Here is a 13,168-nt window from a genome sequence, read left to right on the forward strand (position 1 = left end):
CCGAGCCAGCCGAGCCAACCGGCAAGCACCCGCGCGGCGTCACGCTTCGATCAGCTCGCGAAGCTTGTCGCCGCCGAGCGGCATATCGCGCAGACGCTTGCCGGTCGCATCGAACAGCGCATTCGCGATCGCGCCCGCGGTCGGCCCCATCGCCGCTTCGGCGACGCCGAGAAACGGCATGCCGGGGCGATCGATCAGATGCACGTTCAACCGGCTCGGCGCGGCCGAGAATCGCAGGATCGGATAGCTGCTCCAGTCGAAGCTGCGGATGCGCGCGGTGTCGTATTGCAGCGATTCGTACAGCGTCCAGCTCGCGGATTGAATGATCCCGCCTTCGATCTGATTGCGCACGCCATCGGGATTGACGATCTGGCCGGAATCGACGGCGACTTCCGCATGTTCGAGCATGACCTGTCCCGTCTCGCGCACGACCGAGATCTCGACGGCCATCGCGACATAAGCCATCAGATTCTTGTACTGGCCGAACGCGAAGCCCACGCCGCGGCCCGGCCGCCGCCGCGGGCGCGGCCAGCCGAAGCGCTGCGCGGCGAGTGCGATGACGTCGCGCGCGCGCGGATCCTGCATGTGCTTCAGGCGGAACGCGACGGGATCTTCTTGCGCCGCCTGTGCGAGCTCGTCGATGAAGCTCTCGATCGAGAAGACGTTCATGTGCGCGCCGAGCGAGCGCATCGCCGACGTGTTGAGCGGCATCGTCGGCGAGAAGTGGTTCGTCACGCGCAGGTTCGGGAATGTGTACAGCGGAATCGCATTGCGGTCGCCGCCGCCTTCCGGCTGCACCATCGGCACCGACGGCGCGGGCATGAACGGATGCTCGAGCATCGTCGCCGGCACGAGCCGGCCCGCATTGACGATCCGTTCGTTGTGCGAGCTGCTCCACAGCGCATAGCGCCAGTCGACGATCTTGCCGCTCGCGTCGAGCGACGCGCTGACTTCGGTGACCATCGCCGGCGTGAAGTGATCCCACGTGTGTTCCTGTTCGCGCATCCATTGCACGCGGATCGGATGGCCGGGCATCGCGCGGGCGATCAGCGCCGCGTGCGCGGCGACGTCGTCGGCGCCATTGTGGCCGTAGCAGCCGGAGCCTTCCGCATGGATGCAGCGAACCTGCCGCTTCGGCAGCGACAGCAGTTCCGCGAGCGCATCGCGCAGCGGATAGATGCCCTGCGAATGCGTCCAGACCGTCAACTTGCCCGCGTCGAATTGCGCGATCGCGCATGACGGACCGATCGAGCCGTGCATCAGATACGGCTTCGTATAGCGTGCGTTCAGCGTCTTCACGGTCGCGCCGGCCGGCGCGCGCACGGTCGCGATGTCGATCCGCTGCGTCGCGATCCGCTCGAGATCCCGATGCACGGTCGCGCGATCGGGCAGCGCGCGGCCGGCGCTCCAGCGGCACGTCGCGGCGAGCGCGCGCTGCGCGCTGACCGCCTGCCACTCGCCGCGTGCGACGACGGCGAGCAGGCTGCCGTCGCGCGCGATCCTGACGACGCCCGGCAGCCGCGACATGTTCGCTTCGTCGAAACCCTCCAACCGCGCGCCGTAGACGGGCGGCAGCACGACGCGCGCATGCAGCATGCCGGGCAGGCACATGTCCTGCACGTAGCTCGCGCCGCCCGACACCTTCGCCGGAATGTCGACACGCGGCAGCGACGTGCCGATCACGCGGAACGTGCCGGGGTTCTTCAGCGGCGACGCGGCCGATGCGGTGCGATGCAGGTCGACGAATCCGACCGCCTCGCCGAAGGTCATCCGACGGCCGTCGCGGGCGGCGATGACGCCGTCGCGCGTCGTGAGCGTGTCGCTCGCGACGCCGAGGCGGCGCGCCACCGCATCGACGAGCAGGCCGCGCACCTGCGCGGCCGCGTTCAGCAGTGCGCTGCCGCTGTCCGCCATCGTGTGGCTGCCCGCCGTGAGCCCTTCGTCCGGCGACGCGCCGGTGTCGGCGGTCAGGAACGTGATCAGCGCGGGCGCCATGTTCAGCTCCTCGGCGGCGACCTGGAGCAGCGCGGTGCGCACCCCGGTGCCGAGCTCGACCTTGCCGGTGAAGACGGTCACCTTGCCGCTCGGATCGATCTTGATCCACGCGTCGAGGAACGGGTTCGTCTTCAGGCTGCCGGCGAGCGCCTGCGTCGCCTTCGAGATGCGGACCGCCGCGCCTTCGTCCGCGATCACCATCTGCGCGAGCGCGGGCGCGGCGGGCGTGAGGCTGAACGTGACGAACAGCGAGCCGGACAGCAGGAACTGGCGGCGGCGCGGATCGAAATCGGCGTCGTCATGCTTCATGCGCGGCTCCTTTGCCGTTCGTGGCCGCGTTCGTGGCCGCGTTCGCGGCGGCGGTGCCGGAGGGCGGCGCGATGCCGGCCGCCTGGCGGATCGCGGCGAGGATCCGCGTGTGCGTGCCGCAGCGGCAGAGGTTCGGCTCCATGTGCGCGCGCAACTCGCGCTCGGTCGGCTTCGGATGGCGTTCGAGCAGCGCCTGCGCGCGCATGATCATGCCTGCGATGCAGTAGCCGCACTGCGCGGCCTGATGGTCGATGAAGGCCTTCTGCAAAGGTCCGGGCCGCTCGGCGCTGCCGAGACTTTCGATCGTTCTGACCGGCCGCGCGCCGATCGACGCGACGGGCAGCAGGCACGAGAAGACGGGCCGGTCGCCGACGATGACCGTGCACGCGCCGCATTGTCCGAGGCCGCAGCCGAACTTCGCGCCGTGCAGGTTCAGGTCGTCGCGCAGCGCGTAGAGCAGCGGCGTCGACGGATCGATGTCGAGCGCGTGCGTGACGCCGTTCACGGTTAATTGAATCATCGGGATGCGTTCTCCTTCCTGAGCGTCGAGACCGTCGCGTCGACGCCCGTCCACGGCCCGCGGCTCGAATAGGCGGCGCGCACGTACTGCGCGAGATCGGCGATCTGCTCGTCGCTGTAGACGTCGCCGAACGGCGGCATGTAGTTGACGGCCCGTTCGCCTTCCCACGTGATGCCGCCGATGATCATCTGCGCGAGGTTGCGGGGCGTGTCCGCGTTGACCGCGGTGCTGAGCGCGAGGCTCGGGCGTTCGCCGATCGATTGCATCGGCGCGTTCGGGCCGTGACACTGCGCGCACGACGCGGCGAAGATCGTCGCGCCGCGCCGCGCCGGCTCCGTCATCGACCGGGCCTCGACCGGAATCGCGTGCGGCGCGTCGCCGGTCTGCGCTTTTTGCAGCGACAGCAGGTAGGTCGCGATCGCGTCGACGTCCTCGCGCGGCAACGTCGCCAGCTCGCGCGTGACGGGCAGCATCGGACCCGCCGCGGCGCCGTGCTCGCTCGAACGCCCGGTACCGAGATAGGTCACGAGCGTGTCCCGCGTCCACGGGCGCGCCGCGCCCGTCAGCCGGTTGAGCGCGGGCGCGTCCCAGCCGTCGACGAGGCCGCCGTCGAATGCGCGGCCGGACTGCTCGCCGCCGATCGCATCGAGCGGCGAATGGCACGCGGCGCAGTGCCCGAGGCCATCGACGAGATGACGGCCGCGATTCCATTCGACGGTCTTCGACGCGTCCGCCGCGAGCGTGCCGGGACGCGGAAAGAGCACGTTCCAGAACGCGACGAGCGGACGGAAATTCAACGGGAACATCAGCCGGTTCGCCGGCGCGGTTGCCTTCACCGGCTCGCGGTTCATCAGGTACGCATAGGCGGCGAGGATCTCGCGGTCCGTCATCCGCGTGAAATGGACGTACGGAAACGCCGGATAGAGCAGATGTCCGTCGCGCGAAACGCCGTGACGCATTGCGCGCGCGAATGCATCGATCGACCACGCGCCGATGCCGGTTTCGGGATCGGGGGTGATGTTGGTCGCGAAGATCGTGCCGAACGGCGTCGCGAGCGGGCGGCCGCCCGCGAACGGCCGGCCGTCGTTCGCGGTGTGGCAGACGACGCAATCGCCGAGCGCGACGACGCGCGCGCCTTCCTGCCGGAGCGCGGGGTCGAATGCCGATGCGGCGGGGCGCTCGACTGGTGCGATCGCGGGCTGCCACATCAGGTAACCGGCCGCCAGCGCGCCGACGACCGCGATGCCCGCGCAAACGCGGATCAGGGGCCGGCGCATCATCGATTCTGCCGGCGTTGCGCGAGGCGGCCGCGCGTGTGCCGGCCAGTCGCATCGGCGCGGCCGCCGCGGCGCGTCGCGCGCGCGCGCCCGATCGCATGGCCGACGACGCATCGCGGCATCTGCGCGCGAAGACGCTCGGCGTGCGGCGAGGCCGTCCGCGGAGCGCCCGTCCGGACGGCGGCAGGGGCCATGTCGCGAGTGGAAGGTGGAAGCAAGGTCTATCTCCTGGCGAGCGTCGCCGCCGCATCGCGGCAACGGTGACGCGAGCGGGTTCTTCGCAAAGCGGGTTTCAGCATGCGCCGTTTGCGCGGACCGTGCATGGCGCGCGTGCGCCGCCCGCGCCGATCGAGCGATGGGTATTGCCGGTATTGCCGTACAGGTTAGTGAAGCAAACCGCGTGCGTCCTGAAGCGGTGCTGAATCGTTGCTAATTTCGGCGCAGTTCTTGGCCGTGGTCCTCGGCGGTGATGCGCGGGCGGCGCCGCGTCGCGTCCGCGAAGCCGGAGTCGAAGCCGAAGCCGAAGCAGGAGGCAGAGGCACGAAAAAGGAGCTGGTCGGCCTGCACGGGCAATCGATGCCGCAAGATCGCCGCCACCGTCGTCAACGGCATTTCGCACCGCGCTCGCTGCCTATCTTCAGCTTTTTTAAGCTTTCGACCATGCCTTTTAACGGCCGCGTCGCTACGCTTTGACCATGTCGTTGGTCAGCCGGCTTGCCGGCTTCATTGGCGCGAAGTCATTCGGGAGGCGTCGCGGGCAACGTCGAAAACGATGGCAAGCGTGGCGGCGTGCGTCAGATGTCGGGTGTCAGATGTCGGGTGTCGGGTGTCGGGTGTCGGGTGTCGGGTGTCGGGTGTCGGGCGGCGCGACCGGATCGCGTGCAACGCGGACCTGCTCTATGTCGCCGCGCTGTTCCATAACGCCGGATTGCAAGTCGAGCATCGGCATTCGGCGCGCCGGTTCGAGATCGACGGCGCCGACGCCGCACGCGATTTCCTGCGTCGGCACGGCGCGAACGAAGCCGACGCCGCCGACGTGTGGGACGCGATCGCATTGCAACGACGCCGAGCATCGCGGAGCACAAGTCGCCGCTCGTCGCGCTGATGCACGCCGGCGTGCAGATGGACGTGCGCGGCCTCGGCTACGCGACCTTCGATCCGGGCGCGCGCGATGCGATCGTTCGCGCGTACCCGCGCGATCCGGGCTTCAAGGAAAGCATCCTCGAAGCGTATGTGCTCGGGATGGCGCACCGGCCGCACACGACATTCGGCACGGTCAACGCGGACGTGCTCGATCGCTGGGACCCGAACTATCGCCGGCTGAACTTCTGCGGACTCGTCCTCGGCTCCGACTGGCCGGACTGAACGCCGCGCGGACGCGCAGCGCGCGTCGACGCGGCACTTCGATCACTTCACCACTCACGGGATCAAGCATGCAAACACGACGCTTCGGAGTACGTTCGGCCTTGCTGGCCGCCTTGATGCTCGGCATGGCGCAGATGCCCGCGGCTTTCGCGGATGCGGATGCGAGCGCCGCGGCCGAATCCACTCGCGCGACCGCGTCGGCGCCGTCGGTTGCCGTCGGGCCGCAGTACGACACAACGCACGTCTACGTCGCGGTGTCCGATCTGGACGCGTTCGTCAACAGCATCGTCGCGACGTTCGGCGGGAAAGCGTCGCCGCGCGTGACGCTCACGGTCACGCCGGCGCCGAGCGAGACGCTGTCGCAGTACGTGCAGACGCCGGTGGGCATGCTGTCGGTGTTCGGGTTCAAGACGCCGATTCCCTATCCGTTCGGCGACGAGCGGACGGGCTATCTGGTGACGGATATGGACGACGCCGTGAAGGCGGCGCGCTCGGCCGGCGCGGACATCGTCGTCGACTCGTTCGACGATCCGATCGGCCGGGACGCGGTGATCCGCTGGCCGGGCGGCGTAATGATGCAGCTCTACTGGCATCGGAAGGCGCCGTCTTACGCGGTGCTCGCGACGGTTCCCGACAATCGGGTCTATCTGTCGCCAGACGAAGCCGATCATTTCGTCAAGCGCTGGGTTCGGTTCTCGCACGGCAAGGTCGTCTCTGACAACCGCCATGAAGACGGCGGCGCGATCGGCCGGCCGGGCACGGAGATGCGCAAGATCGTGATCGAATCGGCGTTCGGCCGGGTCGCCGCGTTCGTGACCGACGGCAAGCTGGCGTTCCCGTACGGCCGCGAAACCACGGGCTATGCGGTCGACGATCTCGATGCGACGCTCGAGAAGGCGCAGGCGGCGGGCGTCAAGGTGCTGGTCCGGCCGTATCGCACGCAGCAAGCCGGACGCACCGCGATGCTCGCGTTTCCCGGCGGCTACATCGCCGAAGTGCACGACGCCAAATGACGATGCGCCGTGCTTCCTCGCTTTGCTGCTGGGCGTTGATGTCGCTGCTCGCCGCGGCCCGCGCGCACGCGGCGGATGCGCCCGCAGCGGCGCCGGCGTCGTCGGACGCGTCGTGCACGAAGACGCGTCCGGCGATCCTGTTCAACCGCTGGCAGGAAGACTGGTCGGCGCTCGCGGATCCATGCGTGCCGCGCCGGCCGCTCGACTCGCTGAAGTACGTGCCGCTCTTCGGCCGCAGCGATTCGTATCTGTCGCTCGGCGCGGTGCTGCGCGAGCGGCTCGAAGTGAACGACGCGCCGCTCTTCGGCATCGGTCGGGCGCGCGGCGACACCTACGTGCTGCAACGCGCGCAGGTGCATGCCGATTTGCGCCTCGCCGGACACATCCAGGTGTTCGTGCAGATCGAGGACGCGCGCACGTTCGACAAGGACAGCGTCGGCCCCGTCGATCGCAATCGCCTGGATCTGCGTCAAGCGTTCGTGACCTATTCCGACGCGATCGGGCCCGGCGTGTTCAAGGCGCGGATCGGCCGTCAGGAGATGGCGTTCGATTTGCAGCGCTTCGTGTCGGTGCGCGACGGCCCGAACGTGCGCCAGGCGTTCGACGGCATATGGGCAGACTGGGAAGCGGGGCCGTGGCGCTTCATCGGCTATGCGACGCAGCCCGTTCAGTACCGCGACGACGAAGCGTTCGACGATGTGTCGAACCGCAACCTCACGTTCAGCGGCGTGCGCGTCGAGCGTCAGGGCGTGGGGCCGGGCGACCTGTCCGCGTATTACTCGCGGTACAACCGGACGCAGGCGCAGTTTCTCGACGGCGCGGGCGCCGAGCACCGGGACGTGTTCGATCTCCGGTACGCGGGCAAGAAGCAGAACGTCGACTGGGATGTCGAGGGCATGTATCAGTCGGGGCACGTCGGCGCGCAGCGCATCGAAGCATGGGCGGCAGGCTCGCTCGCCGGCTATACGTTCGCCGACATGCGCTGGACGCCGCGAGTCGGCTTGCATGTCGACGCGGCGTCGGGCGACCGGCATCCGCACGACGGCCGGATCGAGACGTTCAATCCGCTGTTTCCGAACGGCTACTACTTCGCGCTCGCCGGCTATACCGGCTACACGAACCTGATTCACGTGAAGCCGTCGCTTACGTTCAAGCCGAGCAACACGCTCACGCTGCTCGCGGCGGTCGGGTTGCAGTGGCGCGCGACGACGGCGGACGCGGTCTACGCGCAAGGCGCGTCGCCCGTGCCCGGCACGGCGGGCCGGGGCGGCAAGTGGACCGGCTTCTACACGCAGCTGCGCGCCGATTGGGCGGTGACGGCGAATCTGGCGGCGGCGCTCGAGATGGTGCACTTCCAGGTGGGCGATGCGATTCGCGCGGCGGGCGGGCGCAATGCGGATTATGTCGGCGCGGAGTTGAAATTCGGCTGGTAGCCGCGCCGGCGGCGTCGCGCGAAAGTCATCACGTTGTCTTGACTGCATGCCGGGCCGGCGCGACGAAAATCAGCTTGCTCGATCATGCGGGGCGAACAAGAGGTCGTTGAGATTTCGAAATGCCGAACTATGCTTCACTCCGGGCGACGTGATCGCGTCGTTCGGCGTCGGCGTCGGCGTCGGCGATGCGATGTCGAGCATCGGCGTTCACGTATGCGGCACTCGCCCGGTCGCTGAATCATGAAAATTCAGGTTTGCTTAAGTCCGGCGCGCGTGCCGCGCATTAATCTGCGCGGCGAACGTTGCGACGTCCGCGTAAAAGCGATCGAGGCGAAGCCGCCGGGCGCGGCGGGCCGCGCCGCGCGCCATGCCGCGTGTCGCTTCGAGCGAATGTCCGTTCGAAGCGAAGCGAGCATCGGTCGGGGCGCGTCGGACACTCGATGCGTCTCGTCATCGCACAAAGCACGCTGCTTGCGGCGTACGAACGCGCGGCGACCGCGGTTTCGGTTCATTGCGGATTGCAGCACGAATTGCGCTCGACACTGCCGCACGGCGTCGAGCGAAGGTGCCGCGGCACATGTCGCCGCGTTGAATGGCCTGTTGTTCGATCGGAGCGCATCGCATCGTGCGTCCGTCACCTCACTACTCACCAGGAGCGCACTCAGATGGACACGATCACGACGAAAGACGGTACGCGAATCTTCTACAAGGATTGGGGCACGGGACGTCCGGTCGTGTTCTCGCACGGCTGGCCGCTGAACGCGGATGCGTGGGACGCGCAGATGCTGTTCCTCGCGCAGCACGGCTTTCGCGTCATCGCGCACGATCGCCGCGGCCACGGCCGTTCCGGCCAGCCGGCCACGGGCAACGACATGGATACCTACGCGGACGACCTCGCCGCACTGCTCGACGCGCTCGACCTGCGCGAGGCGACGCTCGTCGGGCATTCGACGGGCGGCGGCGAAGTCGCGCACTACATCGGCCGTCACGGCACGCAGCGCGTCGCGAAGGCCGTGCTGATCGGCGCGGTGCCGCCGATCATGCTGAAGACGGCTACGAATCCGGGCGGCCTGCCGATGGAGGTATTCGACGGCATCCGCAAGGGCGTCGTCGACAACCGCTCGCAGTTCTATCGCGACGTCGCGCTGCCTTTCTTCGGCTTCAACCGGCCGGAAGCGAAGGTGTCGCAAGGCACGATCGACGCGTTCTGGGCGCAAGGGATGACGGGCGGGATTCTTGGCCAGTACGCATGCATCCGCGAGTTCTCCGAAGTGGATTACACGGAAGACCTGAAGAAGATCGACGTGCCGACGCTGATCCTGCACGGCGACGACGACCAGATGGTGCCGATCGACGCGTCCGCGCGCCTGTCCGCGAAGATCGTCGAGCACGCGACGCTGAAGGTGTATCCCGGCGGCTCGCATGGCATCTGCGTCACGCACGCGGATCAGGTCAACGCGGATCTGCTCGCGTTTCTCGAATCGTAAAGGCGATATCGGCATTCGCAGCGGTTCGACGCCGCGCACGCGTCGTCGCGAAGCTGGGCGCGAGCTCACGCGACGCGGGCGGCGCGCGACGCCGCGCGGTCGCGCGCCCGCGCCGGGCGGGCAGGCAGTCGGCGAGCGGGCCGGCGAGTCCGGCTGGCGTGGGCGTCGCACGTGCGCCGGCTTTGAAGGAGGTCTTGATGATGGATTCCACTGACGCCGATCGGTGGCAACGCGTCCTGACCACGTTGCTTGCCGCCTGCTGGTATCGCGAGTCCGCTGCGCGCGCGGCGTATTCGTTCGCGCGTGCGAACCGATGCGATACGGAGCCGCCCGATCCGATCGCGCCGCCGACGAGCGCCGCGCGGCCGCCGACGTCGCGCGTGCCGGCGGTCCGCCATTGGGAGCGGCGGACGGGAAGCTCGATCGAGGTCTCGTGGTGCGATCCGGCTTCCGCGAACTACGGCGAGCAGATTTGGACGAAAGGCGTCGCGCGCCGGCGCTGCACCTGCGCGTTGTCCGGCTCGACGATCGAATCGGGCGACGCGATCTATCGGCCGAAGTACACGCGCGGGAACATTCCGGCCAACGCCGATCAGACGATTCTGGCCGCAGCGCTCGATTCACAGTCGTGACGAGCCAGTCCCCCGCGCGGACGCGCCGCCGCGCCGATGCGGCGCCGCCATGCGATTTCGCGGCCGTGCGGCCGCAACGACGAGAATGAGAGCGGGAGAGTGGATGGATACGCTGCAGGCGATGAGAGTGTTTGCGCGCGTCGTCGAGGCGGGCGGTTTCGCACGGGCGGGCGATCTGACCGGCCTCGGGACGCCGACGGTGTCGCGGCTGATCCAGACGCTCGAAATCCGCCTCGGCTGCCGGCTGCTGAATCGCACGACGCGGCGCATCGCGCTGACCGACGACGGCCGGACGTACTACGAGCGCTGCATCAACGTGCTGAACGAGATCGACGACATCGAGGCGTCGCTGTCGCATGCGAAAGTGACGCCCCGGGGCCGCGTCAAGGTCAACGTGCCGCCCGCGATGGGCAAGTCGATCGTGATTCCGGCACTGCCGGCATTCGCCGCGCAGTATCCGGAGATCCTGGTCGAGATCGGCCTGACGGACCGGCTGGTCGACCTCGTCGGCGAAGCCGTCGATTGCGTGGTGCGGGTCGGCGCGCTGGAGGATTCGGGGCTCGTCGCACGCCGCATCGGCACGATGGCGCCGTGCACGTGCGCGACGCCGGCGTATCTCGAACGATATGGCGTGCCGGAGACGCTCGACGCGCTCGATCGGCACGTCGGCGTGAACTATACGTCGATGAATACCGGAAAGACCCGGCCGTGGTGCTTCATGGATGGCGGCAAGCCGAAGACCGTCGCGATGAAGGGCATCGTATCGGTCAATGATGCGGACGCCTATGTCGCATCCGTACTGGCGGGTCTCGGATTGGGGAAGACATCGCGCTATCTTGTCGATCCGCATCTGAAGACGGGCGCGCTCCAACGCGTGCTGAGCCGGTTCGACGAACCCGCGAGGCCGGTGTCGATCCTCTATTTGCCAAATCGCAATCTGCCGCACAAGGTGCGCGTCTTCATCGACTGGCTGAGCGGTGTGTTCGAGAAGCAGGAAGCGCTGCAGCAGTCCGGCGAGGGCTGAGCGGCTTGCGTTCTGCGACGCGCTCGGGGGGCGTTGCGTAAGCGCGGCCCCATGCAAGCCGCGGTCCGCCGAGGCGGGCGGCGTTTCCGTCGCTCGACGCGCCGCTGTGTTTTCATCGCTGCGCTTCTCATGTGACGCCGGGCGTGACGATCGATCATTCGCCGACTCGGCCTTCGGCACCTGTTCGGACTCAAGGGCGGCGAGGCGAGCCGCCTTGCCGCGGATTCGCGGGCGCAGCCCGGCTACGCTGTAGAATTCGAATCGCCCTATCAAGCCGGCGGCGAGTCGGCCGGCTCGCCTCAGCCTGTCACGTCGCGCATCGCTCCACCGCGGCGCGTGAATCGAGTGCGACTCGGAAAAGCGCATTCCGATAGCGCCGTTCGAGTATCTGGAGCATCACCCACTCCGAGGAAATCAGGATGAAGCTGCTTCTCGTCGGATCGACCGGACTCGTCGGCCGCCACGTGCTCGACCTGGCGCTTGCCGAGCCACGCGTCGACAGTGTGGTCGCGCTCGCTCGCCGCGCGTTGCCTGCGCATCCGAAGCTACAGGCTCCACGCGCCGACTTCGATCACCTGCCCGAGGACGCGCCGTGGTGGCGCGCGGACGCAGTGATCTGCACGCTCGGCACGACGATGCGGGTGGCCGGCTCCCAATCGGCGTTCCGGCGGGTCGACCACGACTATCCGTTTGCCGTCGCGCGCATCGCCCGGCGCCACGGTACGCCGACTTACGTGCTCAACTCGGCCGCCGGCGCGGACGCAGCGTCGCGCTTCTTCTACAGCCGCGTGAAGGGCGAACTGGAGCGGGATCTGGCCGGTCTCGGGTTCGCTTCGCTGACGGCGGTGCGGCCGGGCCTGATCGGCGGGCACCGTGACGAGTTTCGCCTCGGCGAACGCGCCGCGGTGTGCGCGCTGACGCTGTTCGGACCGCTGCTGCCGCGCGGCTGGCGGCTCAATCCGGCGCCCCGGATTGCCCGCGCGCTGATCGAGGCGGCGCTGAATCCGGCGCCGGGCATGCATGTCGTTGCGTCCGATCGTCTGACCTGACGGCTGCGCCCGCCCGCTGCGGGTGCCGTCAGCGAAGACATGTGGCACGTCAGTCGGGTTCTCGGCATCGTGCGCCGCGCCCGCGCGCTGCATTCGCGATTTAACCCAGCGCGCTAACCAGCGACCGGAACACCCGGCCGACGTCGTCCTCGTCCGTGCGCCAATTGCTGAACGCCGCGCGCAGCCCCCAGGTGCCCGCATAGACCGTCGTCGTGATGAACGCGTCGCCGAGGTCGCGCACCGCGCGCATGTACGCGTTGACGCGGGCCTCGTCGGGCTGCTCTGCGAGCGTGAAGCACACGACGTTGAGCCGCGTCGGAGCAAGGAGCGTCAGGCCGGGCTGTGCGTCGATCAGGCGGCCGAGCCGGCGCGCAAGCGCGATGTTGCGGCGGACGATCTCCGCGTGCCCGTCTCGGCCGCACGCGGCGAGTGCGAACCACGTCGACAGCGCGCGCAGCCGCCGCGAATTTTCCGGCATCAGATGGACGAAGTCCGGATCGCCGGCGGGGACGCCGAGATACGCGGCGCTGTTCTGGAACACGCGCACCTGCAGGTCGCGACGGCGGCTGAACTGCACCGCGGCGTCGTAGGGCACGTTCAGCCATTTGTGGAGGTCGATGCAGATCGAGTCGGCGTCGACGAGGCCGCGCGTGAGCGACGCGTGCTCCGGCGACAGCGCGGTGAACGCACCGAACGCACCGAACGCACCGAACGCGCCGAACGCACCGAACGCGCCGAACGCACCGAATGCACCGAATGCACCGAATGCACCGAATGCACCGAATGCACCGAACGCCGCGTCGGCGTGCAGCCAGAACGGATAGCGCGCCTTGAGCGCGGCGATGGCCGGCAGCGTGTCGTAGTCGACCGTGTTCACGGTGCCCGCGTTCGCGACGACGATCGCGGACTTGCCGTCGAGACGCCTGAGCGCCGCTTCGAGCGCGGCGACGTCGACGGACGGGAATACTAAGGCCAATGCGCGGATCGCGCCGATGAGCGCCGGAACGCCGGGACAGCCGGGACAGCCGGGACAGCCGGGCTGCGCATAGACGAAGGTCGACGCG

General features: G+C 68.5%; 12 protein-coding genes and 1 pseudogene. 8 read left to right on the forward strand and 5 right to left on the reverse strand.

Features of this window, described 5'->3' with window-relative positions; all coding sequences use genetic code 11:
* Positions 1-39: 39 nt before the first annotated feature.
* The 3 genes from WS69_RS00270 to WS69_RS00280 are packed head-to-tail and all read right to left on the reverse strand — an operon-like array spanning position 40 to position 4,104.
* Positions 40-2,304: a xanthine dehydrogenase family protein molybdopterin-binding subunit gene (locus WS69_RS00270; protein WP_059468849.1), complete on the reverse strand. Its 2,265-nt coding sequence runs from the start codon at positions 2,302-2,304 to the stop codon at positions 40-42.
* Complete coding sequence (locus tag WS69_RS00275; protein WP_059468850.1) at positions 2,294-2,824, reverse strand: (2Fe-2S)-binding protein; 531 nt, start codon at positions 2,822-2,824, stop codon at positions 2,294-2,296. The genes WS69_RS00270 and WS69_RS00275 overlap by 11 nt, the downstream gene beginning before the upstream one ends.
* Positions 2,821-4,104 (reverse strand): c-type cytochrome, encoded by a 1,284-nt coding sequence (locus WS69_RS00280; protein ID WP_059468851.1) that lies wholly within the window; start codon positions 4,102-4,104, stop codon positions 2,821-2,823. The genes WS69_RS00275 and WS69_RS00280 overlap by 4 nt, the downstream gene beginning before the upstream one ends.
* 444 nt (positions 4,105-4,548) lie before the next feature.
* On the opposite strand from WS69_RS00280, the gene WS69_RS32800 reads away from it, so the two are divergent.
* The 4 genes and pseudogenes from WS69_RS32800 to WS69_RS00300 all read left to right on the forward strand — a co-directional run bounded on the left by WS69_RS32800 (position 4,549) and on the right by WS69_RS00300 (position 7,912).
* On the forward strand, positions 4,549-4,794 hold the full coding sequence (locus tag WS69_RS32800; protein WP_156437877.1) for a hypothetical protein: 246 nt from the start codon (positions 4,549-4,551) through the stop codon (positions 4,792-4,794).
* A 166-nt stretch (positions 4,795-4,960) separates the two neighbouring features.
* Positions 4,961-5,466 (forward strand): annotated as a pseudogene (locus WS69_RS35605) (phosphohydrolase); the annotation flags it as partial.
* Positions 5,467-5,582: 116 nt separating this feature from the next.
* On the forward strand, positions 5,583-6,479 hold the full coding sequence (locus WS69_RS00295) for a VOC family protein (protein ID WP_059468853.1): 897 nt from the start codon (positions 5,583-5,585) through the stop codon (positions 6,477-6,479).
* On the forward strand, positions 6,476-7,912 hold the full coding sequence (locus WS69_RS00300) for an alginate export family protein (RefSeq protein ID WP_059468854.1): 1,437 nt from the start codon (positions 6,476-6,478) through the stop codon (positions 7,910-7,912). The genes WS69_RS00295 and WS69_RS00300 overlap by 4 nt, the downstream gene beginning before the upstream one ends.
* A 69-nt stretch (positions 7,913-7,981) precedes the next feature.
* Here WS69_RS00300 and WS69_RS35215 read toward each other — a convergent pair whose 3' ends face one another.
* On the reverse strand, positions 7,982-8,113 hold the full coding sequence (locus WS69_RS35215; RefSeq protein WP_269434725.1) for a hypothetical protein: 132 nt from the start codon (positions 8,111-8,113) through the stop codon (positions 7,982-7,984).
* 464 nt (positions 8,114-8,577) lie between these two features.
* Between WS69_RS35215 and WS69_RS00305 the strand changes: the two genes are divergently transcribed.
* The 4 genes from WS69_RS00305 to WS69_RS00320 all read left to right on the forward strand — a co-directional run bounded on the left by WS69_RS00305 (position 8,578) and on the right by WS69_RS00320 (position 12,104).
* Complete coding sequence (locus WS69_RS00305) at positions 8,578-9,399, forward strand: alpha/beta fold hydrolase (RefSeq protein ID WP_059468855.1); 822 nt, start codon at positions 8,578-8,580, stop codon at positions 9,397-9,399.
* Positions 9,400-9,596: 197 nt separating this feature from the next.
* Complete coding sequence (locus WS69_RS00310) at positions 9,597-10,031, forward strand: DUF3331 domain-containing protein (protein ID WP_082715843.1); 435 nt, start codon at positions 9,597-9,599, stop codon at positions 10,029-10,031.
* Positions 10,032-10,134: 103 nt separating this feature from the next.
* Positions 10,135-11,055 carry a LysR family transcriptional regulator gene (locus WS69_RS00315; RefSeq protein ID WP_059468857.1) on the forward strand — a complete coding sequence of 307 codons (921 nt, stop codon included), beginning with the start codon at positions 10,135-10,137 and terminating at the stop codon, positions 11,053-11,055.
* A gap of 419 nt (positions 11,056-11,474) precedes the next feature.
* On the forward strand, positions 11,475-12,104 hold the full coding sequence (locus WS69_RS00320) for an NAD-dependent dehydratase (RefSeq protein WP_059468858.1): 630 nt from the start codon (positions 11,475-11,477) through the stop codon (positions 12,102-12,104).
* Between the two features lie 100 nt (positions 12,105-12,204).
* Here WS69_RS00320 and WS69_RS00325 read toward each other — a convergent pair whose 3' ends face one another.
* On the reverse strand, positions 12,205-13,080 hold the full coding sequence (locus tag WS69_RS00325) for a pyridoxal phosphate-dependent decarboxylase family protein (protein ID WP_231747041.1): 876 nt from the start codon (positions 13,078-13,080) through the stop codon (positions 12,205-12,207).
* Positions 13,081-13,168: the final 88 nt, after the last annotated feature.

It is taken from the genome of Burkholderia sp. BDU5, from assembly GCF_001522845.1.
Classification (GTDB): Bacteria; Pseudomonadota; Gammaproteobacteria; order Burkholderiales; family Burkholderiaceae; genus Burkholderia; species Burkholderia mayonis.

Bases quoted from the DNA above. Each gene is read 5' to 3' on its own strand.
- WS69_RS00270 (WP_059468849.1), bottom strand. From the start codon at position 2,304: ATGAAGCATGACGACGCCGATTTCGATCCGCGCCGCCGCCAGTTCCTG.
- WS69_RS35215 (WP_269434725.1), bottom strand. From the start codon at position 8,113: ATGCTCGACATCGCATCGCCGACGCCGACGCCGACGCCGAACGACGCG.
- WS69_RS00310 (WP_082715843.1), top strand. From the start codon at position 9,597: ATGATGGATTCCACTGACGCCGATCGGTGGCAACGCGTCCTGACCACG.
- WS69_RS00280 (WP_059468851.1), bottom strand. From the start codon at position 4,104: ATGATGCGCCGGCCCCTGATCCGCGTTTGCGCGGGCATCGCGGTCGTC.
- WS69_RS00275 (WP_059468850.1), bottom strand. From the start codon at position 2,824: ATGATTCAATTAACCGTGAACGGCGTCACGCACGCGCTCGACATCGAT.
- WS69_RS00315 (WP_059468857.1), top strand. From the start codon at position 10,135: ATGGATACGCTGCAGGCGATGAGAGTGTTTGCGCGCGTCGTCGAGGCG.
- WS69_RS00300 (WP_059468854.1), top strand. From the start codon at position 6,476: ATGACGATGCGCCGTGCTTCCTCGCTTTGCTGCTGGGCGTTGATGTCG.
- WS69_RS00305 (WP_059468855.1), top strand. From the start codon at position 8,578: ATGGACACGATCACGACGAAAGACGGTACGCGAATCTTCTACAAGGAT.
- WS69_RS00320 (WP_059468858.1), top strand. From the start codon at position 11,475: ATGAAGCTGCTTCTCGTCGGATCGACCGGACTCGTCGGCCGCCACGTG.
- WS69_RS00295 (WP_059468853.1), top strand. From the start codon at position 5,583: ATGCTCGGCATGGCGCAGATGCCCGCGGCTTTCGCGGATGCGGATGCG.